Source organism: Amycolatopsis sp. (assembly GCF_035276945.1).
In the GTDB taxonomy this organism is placed as follows: Bacteria; Actinomycetota; Actinomycetes; order Mycobacteriales; family Pseudonocardiaceae; genus Amycolatopsis_E.
In genome coordinates, this window is sequence record NZ_DATELF010000064.1 from 33,902 (window position 1) to 49,074 (window position 15,173).

16 protein-coding genes are annotated in these 15,173 nt (G+C 68.5%); 7 read left to right on the forward strand and 9 right to left on the reverse strand.

Annotated elements, in window-relative coordinates:
• The first annotated feature begins 12 nt into the window (after positions 1 to 12).
• Entirely contained in the window at positions 13 to 1,110 is a 1,098-nt protein-coding gene (locus tag VJT49_RS10745; protein ID WP_324164605.1) for a glycerophosphodiester phosphodiesterase, read from the forward strand.
• 183 nt (positions 1,111 to 1,293) lie between these two features.
• The gene (locus tag VJT49_RS10750; protein WP_324164651.1) at positions 1,294 to 2,736 is read left to right on the forward strand and encodes an amino acid permease; all 1,443 of its coding nucleotides are present in this window, start codon (positions 1,294 to 1,296) and stop codon (positions 2,734 to 2,736) included.
• A gap of 162 nt (positions 2,737 to 2,898) precedes the next feature.
• On the opposite strand, the gene VJT49_RS10755 is transcribed toward VJT49_RS10750, so the two are convergent.
• The gene (locus VJT49_RS10755; RefSeq protein ID WP_324164606.1) at positions 2,899 to 3,825 is read right to left on the reverse strand and encodes an LLM class F420-dependent oxidoreductase; all 927 of its coding nucleotides are present in this window, start codon (positions 3,823 to 3,825) and stop codon (positions 2,899 to 2,901) included.
• A gap of 85 nt (positions 3,826 to 3,910) precedes the next feature.
• Positions 3,911 to 5,197, reverse strand: a complete 1,287-nt coding sequence (locus VJT49_RS10760) for an adenylosuccinate synthase (protein WP_324164607.1) — start codon at positions 5,195 to 5,197, stop codon at positions 3,911 to 3,913.
• A gap of 70 nt (positions 5,198 to 5,267) precedes the next feature.
• On the opposite strand from VJT49_RS10760, the gene VJT49_RS10765 reads away from it, so the two are divergent.
• Both VJT49_RS10765 and VJT49_RS10770 read left to right on the forward strand, forming a co-directional pair.
• Positions 5,268 to 5,921, forward strand: a complete 654-nt coding sequence (locus tag VJT49_RS10765) for a hypothetical protein (protein WP_324164608.1) — start codon at positions 5,268 to 5,270, stop codon at positions 5,919 to 5,921.
• Positions 5,922 to 6,051: 130 nt separating this feature from the next.
• Positions 6,052 to 6,684 (forward strand): HNH endonuclease family protein, encoded by a 633-nt coding sequence (locus VJT49_RS10770; protein ID WP_324164609.1) that lies wholly within the window; start codon positions 6,052 to 6,054, stop codon positions 6,682 to 6,684.
• On the opposite strand, the gene VJT49_RS10775 is transcribed toward VJT49_RS10770, so the two are convergent.
• Together VJT49_RS10775 and VJT49_RS10780 are read right to left on the reverse strand one after the other, a co-directional pair.
• On the reverse strand, positions 6,656 to 8,521 hold the full coding sequence (locus VJT49_RS10775; protein ID WP_324164610.1) for an FAD/NAD(P)-binding protein: 1,866 nt from the start codon (positions 8,519 to 8,521) through the stop codon (positions 6,656 to 6,658). The two genes, VJT49_RS10770 and VJT49_RS10775, sit on opposite strands and share 29 nt — an antisense overlap.
• 62 nt (positions 8,522 to 8,583) lie before the next feature.
• Positions 8,584 to 9,171, reverse strand: coding sequence for a TetR/AcrR family transcriptional regulator (locus VJT49_RS10780; RefSeq protein ID WP_324164652.1), 588 nt, complete (start codon positions 9,169 to 9,171; stop codon positions 8,584 to 8,586).
• Positions 9,172 to 9,307: 136 nt separating this feature from the next.
• Between VJT49_RS10780 and VJT49_RS10785 the strand changes: the two genes are divergently transcribed.
• Entirely contained in the window at positions 9,308 to 9,823 is a 516-nt protein-coding gene (locus VJT49_RS10785) for a lipase family protein (protein ID WP_324164611.1), read from the forward strand.
• Positions 9,824 to 9,990: 167 nt separating this feature from the next.
• On the opposite strand, the gene VJT49_RS10790 is transcribed toward VJT49_RS10785, so the two are convergent.
• Positions 9,991 to 10,398, reverse strand: coding sequence for a DUF3151 domain-containing protein (locus VJT49_RS10790; protein ID WP_324164612.1), 408 nt, complete (start codon positions 10,396 to 10,398; stop codon positions 9,991 to 9,993).
• Between the two features lie 9 nt (positions 10,399 to 10,407).
• Complete coding sequence (locus tag VJT49_RS10795; RefSeq protein WP_324164613.1) at positions 10,408 to 10,704, reverse strand: hypothetical protein; 297 nt, start codon at positions 10,702 to 10,704, stop codon at positions 10,408 to 10,410.
• 342 nt (positions 10,705 to 11,046) lie between these two features.
• Here VJT49_RS10795 and VJT49_RS10800 point away from each other — a divergent pair, with 342 nt between their 5' ends.
• Positions 11,047 to 12,177 carry a hypothetical protein gene (locus VJT49_RS10800; protein ID WP_324164614.1) on the forward strand — a complete coding sequence of 377 codons (1,131 nt, stop codon included), beginning with the start codon at positions 11,047 to 11,049 and terminating at the stop codon, positions 12,175 to 12,177.
• Here the strand turns inward: VJT49_RS10800 and fbaA are convergent.
• The 3 genes from fbaA to VJT49_RS10815 form a co-directional block, all read right to left on the reverse strand.
• The gene (fbaA, locus tag VJT49_RS10805) at positions 12,149 to 13,180 is read right to left on the reverse strand and encodes a class II fructose-bisphosphate aldolase (protein ID WP_324164615.1); all 1,032 of its coding nucleotides are present in this window, start codon (positions 13,178 to 13,180) and stop codon (positions 12,149 to 12,151) included. The two genes, VJT49_RS10800 and fbaA, sit on opposite strands and share 29 nt — an antisense overlap.
• 140 nt (positions 13,181 to 13,320) lie before the next feature.
• Complete coding sequence (locus VJT49_RS10810) at positions 13,321 to 14,148, reverse strand: LLM class F420-dependent oxidoreductase (protein WP_324164616.1); 828 nt, start codon at positions 14,146 to 14,148, stop codon at positions 13,321 to 13,323.
• A 95-nt stretch (positions 14,149 to 14,243) separates the two neighbouring features.
• Positions 14,244 to 14,519 carry a YciI family protein gene (locus VJT49_RS10815; RefSeq protein WP_324164617.1) on the reverse strand — a complete coding sequence of 92 codons (276 nt, stop codon included), beginning with the start codon at positions 14,517 to 14,519 and terminating at the stop codon, positions 14,244 to 14,246.
• A gap of 82 nt (positions 14,520 to 14,601) precedes the next feature.
• On the opposite strand from VJT49_RS10815, the gene VJT49_RS10820 reads away from it, so the two are divergent.
• Complete coding sequence (locus VJT49_RS10820) at positions 14,602 to 15,168, forward strand: SigE family RNA polymerase sigma factor (RefSeq protein WP_324164618.1); 567 nt, start codon at positions 14,602 to 14,604, stop codon at positions 15,166 to 15,168.
• The last annotated feature ends 5 nt before the right edge of the window (positions 15,169 to 15,173 follow it).

Sequence of the window (15,173 nt, forward strand, 5' to 3'; positions counted from 1 at the left end):
AGGTCGTTCACTATGCCCAAGAAACTGGCGGTCCTAATGCTGTCCGGACTGGCGCTGCTCGGCGCGGCCGCGCCCGGCGCCGCCGTGGAGGAGACCGAGGCACACAACGTCGACGGCCACGGCGTGCTAATCGTCGGGCACCGTGGCGCCCCCGGCTACCGGCCCGAGCACACCCTCGCCTCCTACGAGCTGGCCTTCCGGCAGGGCGCCGACTGGGTCGACGTCGACCTCGTGCCCACGAAGGACGGCCAGCTGGTCGCCCGCCACGAGAACGAGATCGGCGGGACCACCGACGTGGCGAAGCACCCCGAGTTCGCCGACCGCAAGAAGACCAAGGTGATCGACGGCACCCCGCTGACCGGCTGGTTCACCGAGGACTTCACGCTCGCCGAGCTGAAGACCCTGCGGGCGACCGAGCGCATCCCGGACGTCCGGCCGAACAACACCATCTACAACGGACGGTGGCAGATCGCGACCTACCAGGAGGTGCTCGACCTGACCAGGCGGCTCGGCCGGGAACTGCACCGCACCCTCGGCACCTATCCCGAGGTCAAGCACTCCACCTACTTCTCCTCGATCGGCATGCCCACCGAACCGAGGCTGGTCGACATCCTCAACGGCAATGGTCTCAACCGGCGCGACGCACCCGTGGTCATCCAGTCCTTCGAGGTGTCCAACCTCAAGGCACTGCACAGGCAGGTGCGGGTGCCGCTCGTGCAACTGACCTCGGCCACCGGCGCGCCCGCCGACTTCGTCGCGAAGGGAGACCCGCGAACCTACGCCGATCTGGTCACCCCGGCCGGCTTGAAGGAGATCTCCACCTACGCCGACTACCTCGGCCCGGAGAAGGCGCAGATCATCCCGCGCGACGCGGCCGGCAACCTGGCGGCGCCGACCTCCCTGGTGAAGGATGCGCACGACGCCGGGCTCAAGGTGGTGCCGTACACCTTCCGCAACGAGAACAGCTTCCTGCCGGCGAACCTGCGGTCGTCGAGCAGTCCCGCCGCGTGGGGCGACGTCTTCGCGGAGGAGGCGGCCTTCCTGGCGACCGGGATCGACGGGTTCTTCGCCGACCAGCCGGACACCGCGCTCATCGCCGTGCGCTCGTAGCGAACAGCGTCGGCACCAGGAGAGCGCGCCGGGATCGGCGCGCTCTCTTGACCGGTGATCGGCGCCGGGCTTACGTTCTGCGAACCCTGATGGTTCGCTCGCAGACCTTTGACGAGGTGGCACGTGGACGAGGACAGCAGGCGCCTACACCAACTCGGCTACGCGCAGGAGCTCAAGCGGTCGATGTCGGCGTTTTCCAACTTCGCCGTCTCGTTCACGATCATCTCGATCCTGTCGGGCTGCCTGACCCTCTACGGGTTCGGCCTCAACACCGGCGGCCCGGCCGCGATGATCTGGGGCTGGCCACTGGTCGGGGTGTTCGTCATCCTGGTCGGCCTCGGCATGGCCGAGGTCTGCTCCAGCTACCCGACCGCGGGTGGTCTCTACTACTGGGCGGCCAAGCTCGCACCCTCCGGCGGCGCCGCCTGGTCGTGGTTCACCGGCTGGTTCAACCTGATCGGGCAGATCGCGGTCACCGCGGGCATCGACTTCGGTGCCGCGTTGTTCCTGAACGCCTTCCTCGACCTGCAGTTCGGCTTCGCGGCGACTCCCGGTCACACGATCCTCCTGCTGGCGATCATCCTTGTCGTGCACGGATTGCTGAACACTTTCGGCGTGCGGCTCGTGGCCGTGCTCAACGACGTCAGCGTCTGGTGGCATCTCGCCGGGGTGCTGGTGATCGTCGCGGTACTGGCGTTCGTGCCCGATCACCACCAGTCCGCGTCCTTCGTGTTCGGACAGTTCGTGAACAACACCGGGTGGGGCGTCGCACCGTACGTCTTCGCGCTCGGCCTTCTCGTCGCCCAGTACACGTTGACCGGTTACGACGCTTCGGCACATATGACCGAGGAAACCAGGGACGCGGCCAAGGCAGGGCCGCGCGGCATCGTGAACTCCATCCTGGTGTCCCTGGTCGCGGGCTGGGTGCTGTTGATCGGGCTGACCTTCGCGATCCAGGACTACGACGGCGCGGTCAACTCCGAAACCGGGGTACCACCGGCGCAGATCTTCATCGACGCGGCCGGCGCGACCACGGGGAAGTTCCTGCTGCTGATCGCCATCGGCGCCCAGTTGTTCTGCGGAATGGCGTCCGTGACGGCGAACTCGCGGATGATCTACGCCTTCGCGCGCGACGGCGCGATTCCGGGATCGAAGGTGTGGCACGACATCAACAAGCGCACCCGGACGCCGACCAACTCGGTCTGGTTCGCCGCGGTCGGCGCGTTCATCCTGGCCGTGCCGTACCTGTGGAGTGCAACCGCGTACGCCGCCGTCACCTCGATCGCGACCGTGGGGCTTTACGTGGCCTACGTGATCCCGGTGTTCTTGCGGGTGCGTAAGGGCGACGCGTTCGAGAAGGGGCCGTGGCACCTGGGCCGGTGGGGCCGCCCGATCGGGATCGTCGCCACGATCTGGGTGGTGCTGATCTTCACCCTGTTCATGTTGCCACAGGCCTCGCCGGTCACGACCAAGAACTTCAACTACACGCCGGTCGCGTTCCTCGTCGTGCTGGGTGGCGCGGCGTTGTGGTGGGTGTTGTCGGCGCGGAAGTGGTTCACCGGCCCCAAGGTTCAGGGCACCGACGAGGAACTCGCCGCGGTCGAGCGGGAACTGCGAGAGGTGTAGCCAGGTTGCCGGTGGACACCGGCGGGCTCACGATCAAGGTATGGACCGCCGATCCTGATGGGCGTGTTGGCCGGCTCGCCCGGGCTGACCCCCCGCGAGTCCTCCATTCCCGCCGCGCGAGTCCCACGTCGAGCGCGCGAGTTCTCCCTTCCCGTCGTGCGATCAGGTATGGGAAATCTCGCCGAGCAGCTTCCAGGTGCGCCGCTGGTCGGCTTCCCCGCCCAGATCCGTCGCGGTGACCACGACCTCGCTGGCGCCCGCCTCGAAGTACCGTTCCACGTGTGCCGCAACGGTTTCCTCGTCGCCGATCGCGGCCAGATCGGCAGCGCGGGACGCCCCTTCCAAACCGATGACCCGTTGATAGGAAGGCACCTTCTCGGAGAACGCCAACTGCTCGACCGCGGCTTCCCGCACCCTGTCCGCGTCCGAGGTGACCACGCAGGGCAGGAACGCCACGATGCGCGGCGCCGGCCGGCCTGCCCGTTCGGCGGCGGCGGTGATGGCCGGCACGATGTGCTCGCTCAATGTCCTGGGCCCGGCCAGGTAGGGCAGCGTGCCGTCGGCAAGCTCACCGGTGACTCGCAGCGCCTGCGGCCCCATCGCCGCGACCAGGATGGGTACCGGCGGCTGGGCACCGGGCACCTTGCCCGGCAGCGGTGGGGCGGCGGTCAGCAGCTCGCCGTGAAAGTCGGCCGTACCGGTGTCGAGCAGCGGGCGGAGCGCGGTCAGAAATTCCCGCAGGAGGGCGATCGGTCGCGAGTAGGGAACGCCGAAGGCTCCTTCGAGGAACGCTTTGGCGCCGAGCGCGAGGCCGAGTTGGTAGCGACCGTGTGTGGCCGCCTGAGCGGTTTGCGCCAGCGACGAGATCAGCATCGGATGCCGGCCGAAGACCGGAACCGCTGAAGTGCCGACCTGGAGATTCGGAACCTCCCGCCCGACGATCGCCGCCAGCGACGGGGAATCGTAGTCGAAACGTTGGCCGAACCAGACCGAGCCCATCCCGGCCGCGGCGACTTCCCTGGCCTGACCGACCATCGCGTCGACGTAGTTGTCGGTGTTCGTCGCGGCAAGGGCCACCCCAATCCTCATATCTGGGCCAACCACCCCCGCGAGCCCTCCATTCCCGTCGCGCGAGCGGAACTCGCGCTACGGGAGTGCGGGACTCGCGGTGTGGTCAGAGGAAGTGGTGGCGGACGATGGTCTGGTCCCGGCCGGGGCCCACGCCGATGGCGGAGATCCGGGCGCCCGAAAGCTCCTCCAGCCGCTCCACGTAGGCCCGCGCGTTGGCCGGGAGCTGGTCGAAGGTCCGGCATTCCGAGAGGTCCTCCCACCAGCCGGGGAGCTCTTCGTAGATCGGGACGGCGTGGTGCACGTCGGTCTGCGTCATGGGCATGTCGTCGGTGCGGAAGCCGTCCACCTCGTAGCCGACGCAGATGGGCACCTTCTCCAGCCCGGACAACACGTCGAGCTTGGTCAGGAAGTAGTCGGTGATGCCGTTGACCCTGGCCGCGTACCGCGCGATCACGGCGTCGAACCAGCCGGTGCGCCGGGACCGGCCGGTGGTGACGCCGAACTCGCCGCCCACCTTGCGCAGGTGCTCGCCCATCTCGTCGTGCAGCTCGGTGGGGAAGGGGCCGGAGCCCACCCGCGTGGTGTACGCCTTGAGGATGCCGAGCACGGTGGTGATCCGCCCGGGCCCGATGCCCGACCCCACACTCGCGCCGCCGGACGTCGGGTTCGACGAGGTCACGAACGGGTAGGTGCCGTGGTCGACGTCGAGCAGGGTGCCCTGCGACCCTTCCAGCAGCACCGTTTCCCCGCGTTCGAGGGCCTTGTTGAGCTGCAGCCGTGTGTCGGCGATGCGGTGCGCGAACTTCTCGCCCGCGGCCAGCACCTCGTCGGCGACCTGCTCGGGGTCGAGTGCCTTGCGGTTGTAGACCTTGACCAGGACCTGGTTCTTGAACTCCAGCGCGGCCTCGACCTTCTGGCGGAAGATCTTCTCGTCGAGCAGGTCCTGCACGCGCACCCCGACCCGCGCCACCTTGTCCTGGTAGCACGGACCGATGCCGCGCCCGGTGGTGCCGATCTTGCGGCTGCCCAGGTACCGTTCGGTGACTTTGTCGATGGCCACGTGGTACGGCATGATCAGGTGCGCGTCGGCGGAGATCAGCAGCCTGCTGGTGTCCACGTCACGCTTCTCGAGGCCGTCCAGTTCCTCGAGCAGGACCCCGGGGTCGACCACCACGCCGTTGCCGATGACATTGGTCACCCCCGGGGTGAGGATCCCGGACGGGATCAGATGCAACGCGAAGTTCTCCCCGTTGGGCAACACGACGGTGTGCCCGGCGTTGTTGCCGCCCTGATAGCGGACGACCCATTGGACGGCCTCGCCGAGCAGGTCGGTGGCTTTGCCCTTGCCTTCGTCACCCCACTGGGCCCCGATGAGCACGATGGCCGGCATGTGAAACTCCAGGTACTCGGCGAATTAAGTCGGTGAATGCCGATGCATGAGCCTAACGGAGGATGTCAGGGTGCGGCGATTGGTGCTGGTTTGTGGCGTGGCGGAACTGGACGTGCCGGGCCCGGTCGAGCGTGTGCCGGAGCGACCGGGGAAGGCCGCCCTCGACCCGCTCCTGTCCGCGCACCCGGGTGTCCCGCTGGTCGTCGCGGGCACCGACGCGGATCTCGCGGCTGTCGTCCTTCGTTTGCTGCGTAAGGGAAAGCTCGCCGATACCGCGGTGGGTTTCGTGCCCGTGGACCCCGCCTCGGCGGTCGCGCGGCGGTGGGGTCTGCCGACCGACCCCGCCCGGGCGACGGAGGTCGCACTCGGTGCCGAGCCGCGGCCGGTGCCGCTGGTTCGCGACGACTCCGGCGGGGTCCTGGTGGCGAGCGGCACAATCGGCAAGGTCCGCGGTGTCGCGTACTGCGATGACACGGTCGCTTTGCGTGGCACTGCCCGCTCGATCGAGGTGTGGCCGGACAGCGAGGCCGGGCTTCGGGTCCGGGTGCGCAAGGGGCTGCTGGGGCGCGAAGAGACTTTCCCGGCGCGGGCGTTCCAGATCGGCTGCACGCCCGTCAAGCCGAGCTACGACGGGGTCGATCATCCGCGGGCGGTCGACCGCTGGACCTGGTACCGGCACACGGAGGATCTTTTGCTGATCCGGGAAGCCGCCCGGCAGGCGTAAGCCAAGCCCCCAGACCCCCAGACCCCCTTTGTCAACCGACTGTCGTCGGGTAATTGCCCAGCAGTATTGGCAACCGCCACTTTCATGGTCGAAGGTCACGAAGTTCCCATCGTCGACCAAAGGCGGCAACATGCTCAGGTTTCGCCGTTCCCTGACCGTCCTGGGGGTCTCGGTCACACTCGTCGCTGGCCTCGCCACCCCGGCCATGGCGACCCCGCCCGGTATTCCCTCCGAGCCCACCGCGCGCTCGGAACTCGCCGCGCTGACCGTCGACGCCGACGGTTCGCTGACCGGTTATTCGCGCGACAAGTTCCCGCACTGGATCGACCAGGGCAACAGCTGCAACACCCGTGAGATCGTGCTCGAGCGGGACGGCACGAACGTGACCACCGGTCCGGACTGCGCGCCGACGTCCGGCCGGTGGTACAGCCCGTACGACGGCGCGACCTGGACCAGCCCGTCCGATGTGGACATCGACCACATCGTGCCGCTCGCCGACGCCTGGCGCACCGGAGCGTCGTCGTGGACGACCGCGAAGCGCCAGTCCTTCGCCAACGACCTGTCGGATCCACAGCTGATCGCCGTGACCGACAACGTCAACCAGGAGAAGGGCGACCAGTCGCCGGACAGGTGGAAGCCGCCGCTCACCAGCTACTGGTGCACGTACGCGAAGATGTGGATCGCGGTGAAGTACCGGTGGGCACTCACGGTCGACAGCGCCGAAAAGTCCGCTCTCAGCGGGATGCTGGATCGGTGTGTTTGAGGACTTTCAGGATCTCTCGGGCGACCGCGTCGTTCTGCCGGAACGACAGGGCGTTCATGCGGGGCCGGGTGAACGCGGCGGCCGAGCGTGCGCTGGTGTGCGGGCCGAGCGAGAACCGGCGCGGGTGTGCGTGACCGTGCGCGTTGAGCAGGCGCCCGTCCGAGACCCGGGTGTGGATGCGGCCGGACGGCAGCCCTCGCACCAGCTCCTCGGCGAGTTCACCGGCGTCGCGCATCGAACGAAGCAGGCCGTCGGCTGCCCGGGGCACGCTCGCCTCGGGCAGCCGCGCCTCGATCAGCGCGGATGCTTCGACGGTGCCGGGAAAGCTTTCGCCGCCGCCGACGAACAGACCGTGTTCGGTGTCCAGCGTTACCCGCATTCCCGCGCCGAGGAAGGAAACTATGCCCGCCTGGTGCAGCGCGAGCAGTTCGTCGAGCCTGCGTGGTGGCGGGCCGCTGGCGAAGTAGTTGAAGAACCCGTGCCACCATCCGTCCAGATCGGACACCTGCGAGCCGGGCGTCAGCTTGCCGGTCGCGGCCAGGCCGGGCAGCTGCCCGTACACGGAAAGCAGGGCCATGAAGGCCCCGAGGTCGGCGCTGAACGCGGGATCGGCCCGGCGTGCGAGGTCGGCTTCGATGTACTCGCGAAGGTGCTTGCCGAACTCCTCGGCGGTGTCGAACCGTTCGCCCTCCAGCGGCCGGTCGAGGCGGCGCAGGTCCAGCCTGTCCTGTTCGTCCGGCACCGCGCGATCGACCAGCACGCGCGTTTCGTCGCCATCCCAGGGCAAGGCGGCGAAGGCGTCGGCGAAATCGGTGAAGTTCATGCTGACGCGGTCCGGATGCGCGCTGAACAGCTCCGAGTAGTAACCCCACGCGATCTCCTTGGCGACCAGGGGCCACACGTCGTCGAAGAAGTCGAGCTGGTCCGCCTTGGCCAGCTCGGCGACCGTGCCGGGGCCGAAGAACCGCGGCAACTCCAGTGGTGCTCCTTGCAACGAGTAGCCCGGTTTCGCGTGGTAAGGCACGCCCCGGCGCGAACCGATGTGCAGGATCGGCTCGGCGCCGCTCGGGTGGTAGGCCAGCCCGCCGGGCCCCTCGGTGAACCGGCCGCCGCGGCCTTCCGTCAGTAGCAGCATCAGGTCCACGAACGCGAGCCCGAACCCACGCACCAACACGGTTTCGCCCGGTCGCAGCGCGGTGTGGTCCACGTCCGCGGTGTAGCCGGCCGGGTAGTAGGCGAGGCCGTGCCGGTCCGCGAACTCGGCGAAGCTCCTGGCGGCGTCATCCGGTTCGGCGTCCAGGTGCCCGACGGTCAGCAGCAAGGCGTCCGCGCGCAGGACCTCCGCGTTCTCGAGCGAGACGAGGTTGTCGTCGATGCGCAGCGCGCGGGTGCGGTGTTCGACAACCGAAATCGTGGGCGGCAGTGCGTCGAGCACCGTGCGGTACACCCAGTCCAGATAGGCGCTGGCGAGCCGGCGGGTGGGGAAGGACCGGCCGGTCAGAGCGCTCAGTTCGGCGTCGAGACCGTCGGCGAGCCGGTAGTGGATCTCGCCGGTCCGCACCCCTTCGGCCCATTCGGACAGGGACGGTCCGGGCCGCACCGGACCGTCGATGCGCACGGTCTCGTCGGTGAACATGGTGACGTCTTCGGCCATCGAGTTCATCCGCAGCAGCGGAGACTGCTCGTACCGCCAGATGCGGCCCGCCCCGGGGGGAAACGGGTCGATCAGGTGCACGACCAGTTCGCCGGCCAGCTCCGTCGCGTTCGCCGAGATCCGTTCCAGCACACCGACGCCGCGCGGCCCGGCTCCGATGATCGCGAGCTGAGCTGGCGCCATGCGACCGAAGTTACGGCCGAATTCCGCCTGGCGGCACGGGTTCCCGAAATGTGGGAAGGCGGTCAGTCTCCCCGGACGCGGGCGATGACGTCGGGCGCCTGGCCGTAGAGCCGGAGCACGCCGCCGACGGTGAACTCGGTCAACAGGTCGATCAGCGCTTCGCGATCCGGCGGGTCCCCGTCCCACGACAGGTTCACGAGCGCCTCGGTCATCGCGAAGTACATGGTGACCAGCGCGGTGTCGGCCAAGCCGGGTTCGATGCCGTGGGCGGTCCAGCGCCGGCGGCTGGCCTCGGTGAACACCTGGGCGAGCCGTCCCCTGAGCCGGGTCAGCGCGGGGTTGCCCGCGCGCTCGGCCTCCTGGAGGAGCGGCATCGCCTCGGGGTGCTCGGCGACGAAGGCGAACATGGTCGCGAAGTTCTTGCGTGCCCAGGACTTCAGGTCGAGGTCGGCGTCCCCGGCGCCGCGCGCCGCGAGCGTGGTGCAGGCAAGCTCCTCCACCTGCTCGACGACTGCCGCGAACAGGGCGTTCTTGTCGCCGAACTGCTCGTATACGGCCTGCCTGCTCACGCCTGCCCGCCGGGCGATCTGCTCGATGGTGGCGCCCTGTGCGCCGTGCTCGGCGAACGCGTGGCGCGCGGCGACCAGCACGAGCTCCCGCTGTTCGGTTACCGGGAGTTTCCGTGGACGTCCAGGTCCACGCTTTCGTGCGATTGACATTGGGAGGACCTCACTGAATCCTTGATTTCCGACAACGGTGTCGAAAATTGATCGGGGAGCGTGCCAGATGCGTCGCCTGCGCTCGGCGGCCGTCCTGACGTTGATCATGGCTGTCCGGGTCGCCGGCGCGGCCTCGGCGAGCGCCGCCGGCTTCTACGATCCACCCTCCGACCTGAAAGGCGCCTTCGCGGGCGCCCCACCCGCCGATCTCGCCGCGGTGGCGAAGAACCTCGACGGCCACTACGCCGCCGCGTTCCTGCTCTTCGCGGTCGCGAGCATGAACTACGCCTACCCCGGGCTGGACATCCCGTCCCTGCTCAACGACAAGGGCAGGCAGGTACAGGCCCAGGTCGAGACCGAGTGCACGGCCGACGGACTCATCAAGCCCGCCTTCACCCAGACGAAGGACCTGACCGCGGACGGCCGCCCGATCACCGACTACCTCGGCGAGCAGCCCTACGCCGCGGCTGTCGCCGAGCAGCGGACCGGGCTGCGGAAGCCGGCCGCGCCGGTCCTCGTCGCGCACAGCGTCGCCGACGACATCGTCCCGTACGCCCAAGGCCTTGCCATGCCGCGTTCGTGATGTGCGCTCGGCGCGACCGTCCAGTTCGACCCGCCGGCCGTGCCGACCCATGTCGGTGGCTTTCGCCTTCCCGGCCGCCTTCGCCTGGCTGGACGGCCGGCTGCGCGGCGTTCCGGCCCCGGGCAACCGCGCCGAACTTCGCGGGTGACGATGGTCCGGCCGACGATCTACGCCAGGCCGGTGGCCTCGGCCGCGGCAGGGTCCGATTCCGCGAGGAACTTGCGGCAACGTTCGTACTCTTCGGACTCGCCGATCCGCCCCGCGGCCTTGCTCAGCACGGCCAGCGCGCGCAGAAAGCCCTGGTTCGGCCGGTGGTTCCAGGGAACCGGGCCGAAGCCCTTCCAACCGTTGCGGCGCAGCTGATCGAGGCCCCGGTGGTACCCGGTGCGCGCGTAGGCGTAGGCGGCGATGATTTCTCCCGCGTCCAGGGAACGCTCGGCCAGCGCGGCCCATGCCTCGCTGAAGTCCGGGTGCTCCGCGGCGACCTCGGCGGGGTCGGTGCCGGCGTCCAGCGCCGCCTGCGCGTCCACCCGTTCGGGCAACCGGGTCGGCTCGGGTTCGAGCAGGTTCGTCATGCCCTGAATCTAGACCGGGGTTTCCGCTCCAGGGCTTCGGGTAGGTAGGCCGGCCGCCTCGGCGCGGGCCAGTAAGCGTTCGTCGTAGGTGACGAACGAAGTCAGGTGCCCGCCGAACACCGCGTGCGCGGTAGCCGGATGAATCGCGTCCAGCGAACGAAGGTCAGGGCTCGGACAGTTCGCCGCAGTGGTGCGGACGAGGTCGTCGATCTCGTATCTCGCGATTCGGGCCAGGAGCGCTGGAACTTCAGCGAGCAACTCGGGTTTCGGTGCGGCGTACCGCTTTGGGTAGCTCGACTTCGGCAAGAACCGATGACACCAGCATCGTGCCTGCCCGGGCGTCCAGCCAATCGGCGAGTGCGTCGCTTTCCGGTTCCCGCCGGATGAGTTCACCATCGCGGCCGTGTCGAGGTAGATCATCAGTACCGGTCGCCGTCGCGGAGGTGACGCAGCAGCTCACCGGCCTCCTGGTCGGCCGGTGAGTGTGGCGGGCCGAAGTTTCCCGACGCGAGCAACCTGGACACATAGGTGTAGACAAGAGCAACGGTAGCCTGGCGGCTGCTGAAATTCGCCGCGCTCTCGAACCTGACCGGGCAGGCAGCGCCTTCCGTCGAGGTGGTGGGTAAGGGCCGGCCAGGTCCTGTCAGGATGGCCGCTATGACCATGGTTGTGCCGAGAAGTCCTGTCGCCAGGACTCGGGAGTTCTTCCGGCTGTACTGGCATCGGGGTGCTCCCGGCCGGCCGGCCGTGCCCTGGGTGTTGAACCTCGCCTACGGCATGTGGCTGACCGCGTTCGCGTTCAAACTGCTCGGGTCGTCCTGGGACATGTCCTGGCACTTCAAGTTCATCCGGGACGACTTCGCCCCACCGCACCTGATCAACACGGTGGGCACCGGGATCGTCATCGTGCTGGTGGCGATCCACAGCTACACGGGCCTCGGTTGTGACCGGCGCTCGTTGCGGCTGATGCGGGTGGGCCTGGCCCTGTTCCTGCTCGCCGCGCCGCTGGACGTGATCAACCACCGGGTCAACGGGCTCGACCTGACCGCGTGGAGCCCGACCCACATGCTGCTTTACCTCGGCACCGGTGTCATGCAGGCCGGAGTCATCGACGGCTGGCTGAAACAAGCCGAGCCGGGCCGCCTGCGCACCGGGGTGCTGCTCGCGCTGTGGGCGTTCTTCCTGGAGAACACGTTCTTTCCCAACGGGCAGCAGGAGTACGGCATTCTCGGGTTGCGCGCGTGGGAGCGGGGCACGCCCGAGGCCGAGCCGTCGCTGCTGGACTTCGCGGCACGGCAGATCGGGCATCCCGTCGACCGGGCCGCGGTACTGCACTTCACCATGCCCATCGCGGACTGGGTCTATCCGCTGTGGGGCATCGGGGTGTCCGCGTTGATCCTGGTGATGGCGCGGCGCACGATCGGCCATGCCTGGACGGCCACCGCGATCGCCGCGGCCTACGTCGCGTACCGCATGCTGATCTGGCCGCTGCTGTTGGCCGCGACCTTCCCGGTCTCGGCCATCCCGTTCTACCTGCTGGCGGTCGGGCTCGCCGTGGACCTGGGTCATCGCCTCGGCCGACCACTCCTCGGCGGGGCGCTCGCCGCCGTCGCCGGATACGGCGCGCTGTGGCTACAGTCCCGGCTTCGCCCGTGGATTCTCGGTGACGCCCACACCGAGTCCGCGCCACCCGCCGCCTACTGGACGGTGGTCGTGGCCGGTGTGGGCATCGCCGTGGCGTGGTGGGTGGTCAGCCGAGTTTCTGCCCGGCGGACTTGAGGGCCTCGGACGCCTCGACGACCCGTGCGGCCATCCCGGTCTCGGCCTTCTTGAGGTAGCTGCGCGGGTCGTAGGTCTTCTTGTCGCCGACCTCGCCGTCGATCTTGAGCACGCCGTCGTAGTTCTTGAAGAAGTGGTCCGCGATCGGCCGCGAGAACGCGTACTGCGTGTCGGTGTCGACGTTCATCTTGACCACGCCGTAGGACACCGCCTCGTGGATCTCCTCCAGGAGCGACCCGGACCCGCCGTGGAACACGAACTCGAACGGCTTCGAGCCCTCGGTTAGGCCGAGCTTCTCGGCGGCGACCTGCTGGCCCCGATTGAGGATCTCCGGACGCAGCTTGACGTTGCCCGGCTTGTACACGCCGTGCACGTTGCCGAACGTCGCCGCCAGCAGGTAGCGGCCCTTCTCGCCGGCGCCGAGCGCGTCGATCGTCTTCACGAAGTCGCCCTCGGCGGTGTACAGCTTCTCGTTGATGTCGTTGGCGACGCCGTCCTCCTCGCCGCCGACGACGCCGATCTCGATCTCGAGGATGATCTTCGCGGCCGCGGTCTTGTCCAGCAGGTCCGTGGCGATCTTGAGGTTCTCGTCGAGGTCGATCGCCGAGCCGTCCCACATGTGGGACTGGAACAGCGGGTTCTGGCCGCGGCCGACCCGCTCCCGCGAGATCTCGATCAACGGGATGACGTAGCCGTCCAGCTTGTCCTTCGGGCAGTGGTCGGTGTGCAGGGCCACGTTGATCGGGTATTTCTCGGCCACCACGTGCGCGAACTCGGCGAGCGCGGTCGCCCCGGTCACCATGTCCTTGACGCGCGTGCCCGACGCGAACTCCGCGCCGCCGGTGGACACCTGGATGATGCCGTCGCTTTCCGCGTCGGCGAAGCCGCGCAGTGCGGCGTTGAGGGTTTCCGAAGAGGTCACGTTGATGGCCGGGTAAGCGAATTCGCCCCCCTTGGCCCGGTCGAGCATCTCGGCATAGACCTCGGGGGTCGCGATGGGCATCGTTGGTCCTCCTACTTGTGGTCGCCTTCCTCATCCGAATCGTACGAGTCCCCCGGCCGCTCCGTTAGGCAGCCGAGGAACACGTGTCAGGGGAAGTTGGCCACTGTCCCCAGGTTTTCGCCCGAGCGGGGGATCGCCGGTCAGGAGAGCAGGACCTCGGCGATCGCGCGGTAGGCGGGCAGCGGGTCGTCGCCAAGCGCCTGGACGCACACGTGGTCGGCGCCGGCGTCGAGGTGCTCGGTCAGGCGCGCCGCGATGGACTCGGCGGTTCCCCACGCGACCACGGAGTCGATGAGCCGGTCGCTGCCACCGTTCGCGATGTCGTCCTCGGTGAAGCCGAGCCGGCGGAAATTGCTGGTGTAGTTGGTCAGGTGCAGGTACGGGTTTTCGACGGCCGCCCGCCCGATGGCCCTCGCGCGTTCGGTGTCGGTGTCCAGCACGACCTTGTGCTCGGGGGCGAGCAGGACGCCGTCACCGAGGACCTGCCGGGCCTCACGGGTGTGTTCCGGTGTCGTCAGGTACGGGTGCGCACCGGCGGTGCGTTCCGCGGCCAGCTTGAGCACCTTCGGGCCGAGCGCCGCGAGCGCCCTGTCCCGAACGGGCACCCCGGCCTCGTCGAGCTGGTCGAGGTACTCGACGATCTTTTCGTACGGCTTCTTGTACTCCTGGGTCGCTTCGGGATGGCCGATGCCGACGCCGAGGAGGAACCGGCCGGGATGCTTGGCCACGATCCGGTGGTAGGACGCGCCGACGGTGGCCGCGCCGTCCTTCCACATGTTGACGATGCCGGTGGCGACCACGACCCGTTCGGTGGCATCGAGCACGTTGTCGACGAGGTCGAGGCGCCCGTCCGGGGAACCGCCGATCCAGATGGCGCCGTAACCCAGCTTCTCCACCTCAACCGCGAGTTCCGGGTTCAGCTCCCATACGGCTCGCCAGATGCCGAGTTTTCCCAGTTCGTTAGCCATGCCTTCTCAACCCGCGATCCACCCCTGTTAATTCCTTCACATCGCCGCCGCGCACGAGCCCGCCGCGGTCGCGCTGCCCTCGCTCGGGCGTGCCGCTACGGAACCCAGGCGCCGATAACCGGCTTGAACTCGCGGACCGTGCGCTCGGCGATGACCCCTTCGACGTGGTAAGGGTCGGTGTCGATGATCTTCCGCAGTTCCTCGGCGTTCTCGGCCTGGTAGAGGGCCAGGCCGCCGACGTCGTCGCCGATCGGGCCGGCGACCAGCACGACGCCCTGATCCGCCAGTTTTTCGAGGAATTCCCGGTGGGCAGGCCGTACCGCCGCGAATTTTTCGGGCACGTAGCGAATCTCCACCAGGAACCAGGCCATCGATACCTCCGTCTCGGACTTGGCCCGCACGTTACCGATACCCTTGTCCGGTCGGGAAGACACCAGGACGGGACGGGAGCACATGCCTGACGGCAGCGCGGAGCGCAGCGTCGAGCGCACGCTCGGGCATCTGCGCACCATCGACGGGTCCGAGCCGGTGGCGGCCGCGCCGCTCACGCTGGAGGACCTCTACCGCACGCACCGGATGCGCCTGGTCCGGCTGGCCATCCTGCTCGTCGACGAGCCGGCCACCGCGGAGGACGTGGTGCAGGAGGCCTTCACCGGGCTGCACCGCAACTGGAGCAAGCTCCGCGACGCTCAGGCGGCGGTGGGCTACCTGCGCACGGCGGTGGTGAACGGCTCGCGCAGCGTGCTGCGCCGCCGGAAGACCGCACGCGAGTACGTGCCGCCGCACGCGGTCAACGCCCGCTCCGCGGAGAGCCTTGCCATGCTTTCGAGTGAACATCAGGCCGTGGTCAGCGCGTTGTCCAAGCTGCCGCCCCGCCAGCGTGAGGTACTGGTGCTGCGGTACTACGGTGGATTGTCGGAGGCGGAGATCTCCGAGGTGGCGGGCATCTCCAAGGGCACGGTGAAGTCCACCGCCAGCCGGGCGCTCGAATCACTACAGAAGGCCATGACGACGAGCTAGTTGGT